The 5,038-nt window shown below is 35.1% G+C and carries 7 protein-coding genes; all 7 read right to left on the minus strand.

The genetic code is table 11. The features are described 5' to 3' along the window. A partial coding sequence (locus tag ACTF48_RS10770) for a VC_2705 family sodium/solute symporter (RefSeq protein ID WP_438963164.1) occupies positions 1 to 978 on the minus strand: 978 nt, incomplete at its 3' end. Positions 979 to 1,122: 144 nt separating this feature from the next. Then, a complete protein-coding gene (locus tag ACTF48_RS10775; protein WP_438963165.1) occupies positions 1,123 to 1,386 on the minus strand; it encodes a DUF4212 domain-containing protein in 264 nt (87 codons plus the stop codon). Positions 1,387 to 1,404: 18 nt separating this feature from the next. Continuing rightward, a complete protein-coding gene (locus ACTF48_RS10780; protein WP_438963166.1) occupies positions 1,405 to 2,652 on the minus strand; it encodes a hypothetical protein in 1,248 nt (415 codons plus the stop codon). 120 nt (positions 2,653 to 2,772) lie between these two features. After that, positions 2,773 to 3,186, minus strand: coding sequence for an IS1/IS1595 family N-terminal zinc-binding domain-containing protein (locus tag ACTF48_RS10785; RefSeq protein ID WP_438963167.1), 414 nt, complete (start codon positions 3,184 to 3,186; stop codon positions 2,773 to 2,775). Between the two features lie 409 nt (positions 3,187 to 3,595). Further along, entirely contained in the window at positions 3,596 to 3,841 is a 246-nt protein-coding gene (locus ACTF48_RS10790; protein ID WP_438963168.1) for a uroporphyrinogen decarboxylase, read from the minus strand. 343 nt (positions 3,842 to 4,184) lie between these two features. Beyond that, complete coding sequence (locus ACTF48_RS10795; RefSeq protein WP_438963169.1) at positions 4,185 to 4,364, minus strand: hypothetical protein; 180 nt, start codon at positions 4,362 to 4,364, stop codon at positions 4,185 to 4,187. Between the two features lie 156 nt (positions 4,365 to 4,520). Further along, a partial coding sequence (locus tag ACTF48_RS10800) for an immunoglobulin-like domain-containing protein (RefSeq protein WP_438963170.1) occupies positions 4,521 to 5,038 on the minus strand: 518 nt, incomplete at its 5' end.

Raw genomic sequence — 5,038 nt, forward strand, 5'->3', positions numbered from 1 at the left:
ATAGTTCTTTAACCATTCTGGTTGATCTGCATAAGATTTACCTACTACACTGTCGATCATATTAGTTTTAGCAAATACAGATACGGCTGGTGCCATGGTATATAAAATAGCAATTAATAATAAAGCCCATCCAGCACTTTTACGAGCATCTTTCACTCTTTTTACCGTAAAGAAACGTACAATTACGTGAGGTAAACCAGCGGTTCCTACCATCAAGGCTAGTGTAATGGCAAATACATCAATCATAGATTTAGAACCATCTGTATAAGCGGCAAAACCAAGGTCTGTACTCAAACCATCTAATTTATCCAGTAAATAAGTTCCTGAACCATCAGCCAGTGTGCTTCCCATTCCTAATTGTGGAATAGGATTACCCGTCATTTGAATCGAGATAAAAATAGCAGGAACCGTAAAGGCAAAAATCAAAACACAATATTGTGCAACTTGAGTATAGGTGATACCTTTCATTCCACCGAGCACGGCATAGAATAAAACGATGATCATTCCTATAATAACACCAGTATCAATTTCTACTTCTAGGAATCTAGAAAAAACCAGTCCTACACCACGCATCTGACCAGCTACATAAGTAAATGAAACCAGTAAGGCACAGAATACAGCTACCAGTCGTGCTGTTTTTGAATAATAACGATCACCTATGAAATCAGGTACCGTAAATTTTCCAAACTTTCTTAAGTACGGCGCTAGTAATAAGGCAAGTAACACATATCCTCCAGTCCATCCCATAAGATAAACAGATCCATCATATCCCGCAAAAGCTATGATTCCCGCCATAGAGATAAATGACGCCGCACTCATCCAGTCAGCAGCAGTTGCCATACCATTTGCTAGTGGAGAAACGCCACCACCGGCTACATAAAATTCTTTAGTAGAACCCGCACGGCTCCATATCGCAATCCCTATATAAAGGGCAAAGGTTACTCCTACGAGTATATAAGTCCACATTTGAACATCCATAATTATTCTTTTTAGTTCACTATGCTGTTACACACAGTTGGTTAGTTATTAAGTATTGAGTTGTTTTGATTACTCTTTCGCGAAAGCGTAACAACACAAAGCGTACTGCTTATGTTTAAATTTATTTTTAAGTTTAAGGTTACTTTATTTCTCGTCGTAGCCGTACTTTTTATCCAGCTTATTCATGATACGTACGTAGACAAAAATGAGTACTACAAACACGTAAATAGAGCCTTGTTGTGCAAACCAGAAACCTAGTTTGAAACCACCCAGACGGAACTCGTCCAGTGCATCTTTAAATAAAATTCCAGCACCGTATGAAACGACAAACCAGATACCCAGTAAAATGAAGAGGTATTTTATATTCTCTTTCCAGTAGGCTGTAGCATTAGATTTTTTATTTGACATAATTAATTGTTTTTAGGTTTATAGGTAAATCATGGCTTGAACAGTCACAGTCCCTACTGCGTCTAGGTTGCCATATTTTTGGTTAGAATATTCCAATGATAATTTAGAATGATGACCACTGAAGTAAAGGTTTCCACCTATCCCTAAGCGACTCGCGTTATCATCTATCGCATCAATACTGCGATTGTTATAAGAAACATAAGGCTGGATTTTAATCATTTTATCTGACTGCCCAGGTAACAAATAACCTACATGTGTATAGAACATAGAGCCTGTTTCATAGGTCTGTCCTAGGGTAAAATTAGTTCCATAGTCATTGCTTTGGAATTGTGCATAAGCAGTAATGGCACTTCCGTTTTCACCCATAGGCGCATCATAAAATGCGTCTACAGAAAATATGGCCACATCTTCTCCTTGAAATTCTCCTGAGTTATTAAGAGATACAGAACCATTAGGATGATAGAAAAAACCTGCTCCTACATTGAATACTTTTTTTCCTCCTAGATAAGAACCTACTTTATATGGTAAAAAGTTACTTTCTTGATCTAAGAAATGATAGTCAAAATAACCTGCGTAATTCTTACCTGCATCTGCACCGCCTAAAACAGCTCGACCGTTATAGGTCGCATCCTCTACTGCTGGCACACCATTTAAGTCTAGTCCATTATTTAAGGCTTCATTAATAGCAACTCTATACTGTAATCGATCAAACTTTCCTTTAAAATAAACACCCATATGACGTGCAAACTGGTCACTAAGACCTATTGTTGCCCAACTCTGGCGGTTATTATCTAGTGTAAGCATGTTAAGTGTACTCTGGTTATTTGCTCTAGAAATACCATTCCAGTAGTGTAAACCACCACCTACAGCATGGTTATCATTAAATGCCCACTGTCCCCAGACATCGTGAAAGAACAATTGTGATTGCGAGCTCTGACCAGTAGGACTCATATTACCAGCATTTTGACTATTAAGTCCAAAATGGGTAAGAATTAAAAATTTCTTACTGACTTGAGCATACATTAACACACGAGCCCTACGCATGGAAAAGTTTAAATCGCTTTCTTCATTACCGAAACTATTAAGCGTTTCATTATCTGAATGTTGTGCCCAGAACTGTGCCCACGATATAATACGGAAGTATTTAGAGCCGTCTTCATTAAGTTTTACCTTCATTCCACCGGTGTACTCTGTAGAGCCTTGGGAAAATCCTAAACTAGTGGCTAGGAAGAAAAATGAAAGTAAAAAGGAATACTTGATTTTCATAAGATCTTGTAATTAAGGTTGGTTAAATGTCGAGAGAATATCCCTCAAACGCACTGCTAACCTCAACAAAAACTTATGTTAATAAAAATTTAATATAGTTAAGTGGTAATATATATAGTTTTAATCCTTAAATCGCTCCCACTGAATCAACATAAACTTATCACCTAGCTCCGTAACTACGGCTCCTGCTCCTTTAATATTTTGAGAATTTGAAAAGTACTCACCTAGCTCTGTGGCATTTAAAATCTTATAGGTAGGATGGTATTTTGTATTGCTCGGCCTTTTAATGTTGTACTTTTTTACCCAATTGAGAATACTTACATGCGATATCCCTAAAATACGTTCTATCTCTCTATAAGTCAACCCTTCTAAATAAAGTTGCAAAGCTTTATTTACATAGTAATCATCTATCTTTTTACCCATTTTATCTACGGTAAAATAGTAATTACAATCCTTACACTTATACCGCTGGCGTCCATTTACTACACCGCTTTTAATCTGATTTTCAGATGAACAACTAGGACAAATTCTCATAACTATAATAATTTAGCATAAATATATCAATTTAGCAAAATTATAGTTCGTTTTAAACGAATTATTTCTGGTTTATACCCATTTGTGTTTATAATGTCATTAAAATAAATTGAATTATTTTTTGCTTAATTGAAGCTGAAAATCTTTGCATAGCCGTAGCTACGGAAATAATTTCAAGTGAAAAGTAAGCGAAAAAGAACCTATTTATTGAGGCTTCATAAATTCAATTTGGTATTAAATAAAAATGCCTCACCTAAACAGGCGAGACATCTTAATATATAAGGTCATTATTGATGGATTACTACATCCATATACTCCATCTAAGGAGTGTTATTAAAATCACACTCACTTGCATCATACCAATTTGTTTTTAAAATGATGAATGGGTATAAAAAACTAGAGCACATCATTAAGAATCTAAATGATTCTCAACGTCATCTTGCCTTTGAAAAAATAGGTAATATGCATTTATAGCAATAATGGCAAGATTTGTAATCATTACAGGAATACTATCCAGCAGGAAACCATAACCCACAAAAAGCAGACAACCTAGCGAGTTGAACCAGCGCAACTTTTTTAAGTCCTTGCGTGTAAAAGAGAAAAGTAATACAGCGCTTGCTGCATATCCTATAAATTCTGTGATGGTTATATCCATTTGATTATTTTGGACTACAAAGGTAGGTTATACAAAAAGAAAAAATAGTTCACATTTCTGTGAAGTTTTACTAGAAGATAGCCACGGTTTAGCTCCTTGATTACATAATCAAAACAACTGCATGAAAAAACCGACTCATTTCTGAATCAGTTTTTGCTTAGTAGCGCGCTCAGAAAAATTTCTCTAACCAACTGATCATAGATTTAAAGCCATTTGAGCATATAAGTTCATGAATATTAAATCAGAATTTGGATTTGTACAAAGAAGAATAGTAAGATTAAAAATAGTACAAATGATAAGAAAGCATCAAATATTGAATTATAAAAACTACGTTAGCAAACATTTAAAAAGCAAAGTATAACAATACCAATCCAAGTATTAAGCCAACTATAACTCCCATAAAAAAGTTAGGTAGATTAAAACGTTTGCTAACACTATATAAACTCAATAATTTATCTGTGAGTTGATTATCTGTTTGCTCCATATCCGCTACTAATTCTAATATTTTTTCTCTTGTTGTCATTTTTAATTAATTAGCTAGATTATACTTTTACATTCAAAACCTTTTGTATGGCTGCTTAAGCTCTGTAACGGCACTATTTTATTTTACTAACATAGTTCATGCTGTAAAACTGAACTTTTTCACATAATCACTTCAAAATAATTGTGCGCCGCATTCTTAATATTTTACTACATTAAAATGCGCTCTCCGATTGACTATTAGAAAATATGAACCACTGGGTATATCTTCTGTAGAAATAAAAACCTCGGCTTGATTAGTGCACATAGAATATACTTGTCTCCCAAGAAAATCAAATATTTGAATAGAACTTATTGAAATATTTGACTTAAGATTCCAATTAGATGATGTAGGGTTTGGATACACAATTAATTCAATTGAACTAACATCATTAACTGATAAGTTATCGACTACGTTCACTGTTCTGGTTACTGTTACAGCTGCATTGCTACTAGAGTCTGTAACATCATAACTCAAGGTGTAAACGCCTAACGTATTAACATCTACACTTCCACTAACTACAATACTGGAAGTAAGGTCTCCATCATAGTTATCTGTGGCTGTTGCGCCTGCATCGGTATAGGTGCCTCCTACTTCTATCGTCACTGGGTCGATTCCCAATAAGGTGATTACTGGCAGGCCAGTATCGACTACGTTCACTGTTCTGGTTACCGTTA

The organism is Nonlabens sp. (assembly GCF_965660805.1).
In the GTDB taxonomy this organism is placed as follows: Bacteria; Bacteroidota; Bacteroidia; order Flavobacteriales; family Flavobacteriaceae; genus Nonlabens.

Coding starts and splice junctions, on each gene's coding strand:
- ACTF48_RS10790 (WP_438963168.1), bottom strand. CDS start 3,841: ATGGATATAACCATCACAGAATTTATAGGATATGCAGCAAGCGCTGTA.
- ACTF48_RS10775 (WP_438963165.1), bottom strand. CDS start 1,386: ATGTCAAATAAAAAATCTAATGCTACAGCCTACTGGAAAGAGAATATA.
- ACTF48_RS10780 (WP_438963166.1), bottom strand. CDS start 2,652: ATGAAAATCAAGTATTCCTTTTTACTTTCATTTTTCTTCCTAGCCACT.
- ACTF48_RS10795 (WP_438963169.1), bottom strand. CDS start 4,364: ATGACAACAAGAGAAAAAATATTAGAATTAGTAGCGGATATGGAGCAA.
- ACTF48_RS10785 (WP_438963167.1), bottom strand. CDS start 3,186: ATGAGAATTTGTCCTAGTTGTTCATCTGAAAATCAGATTAAAAGCGGT.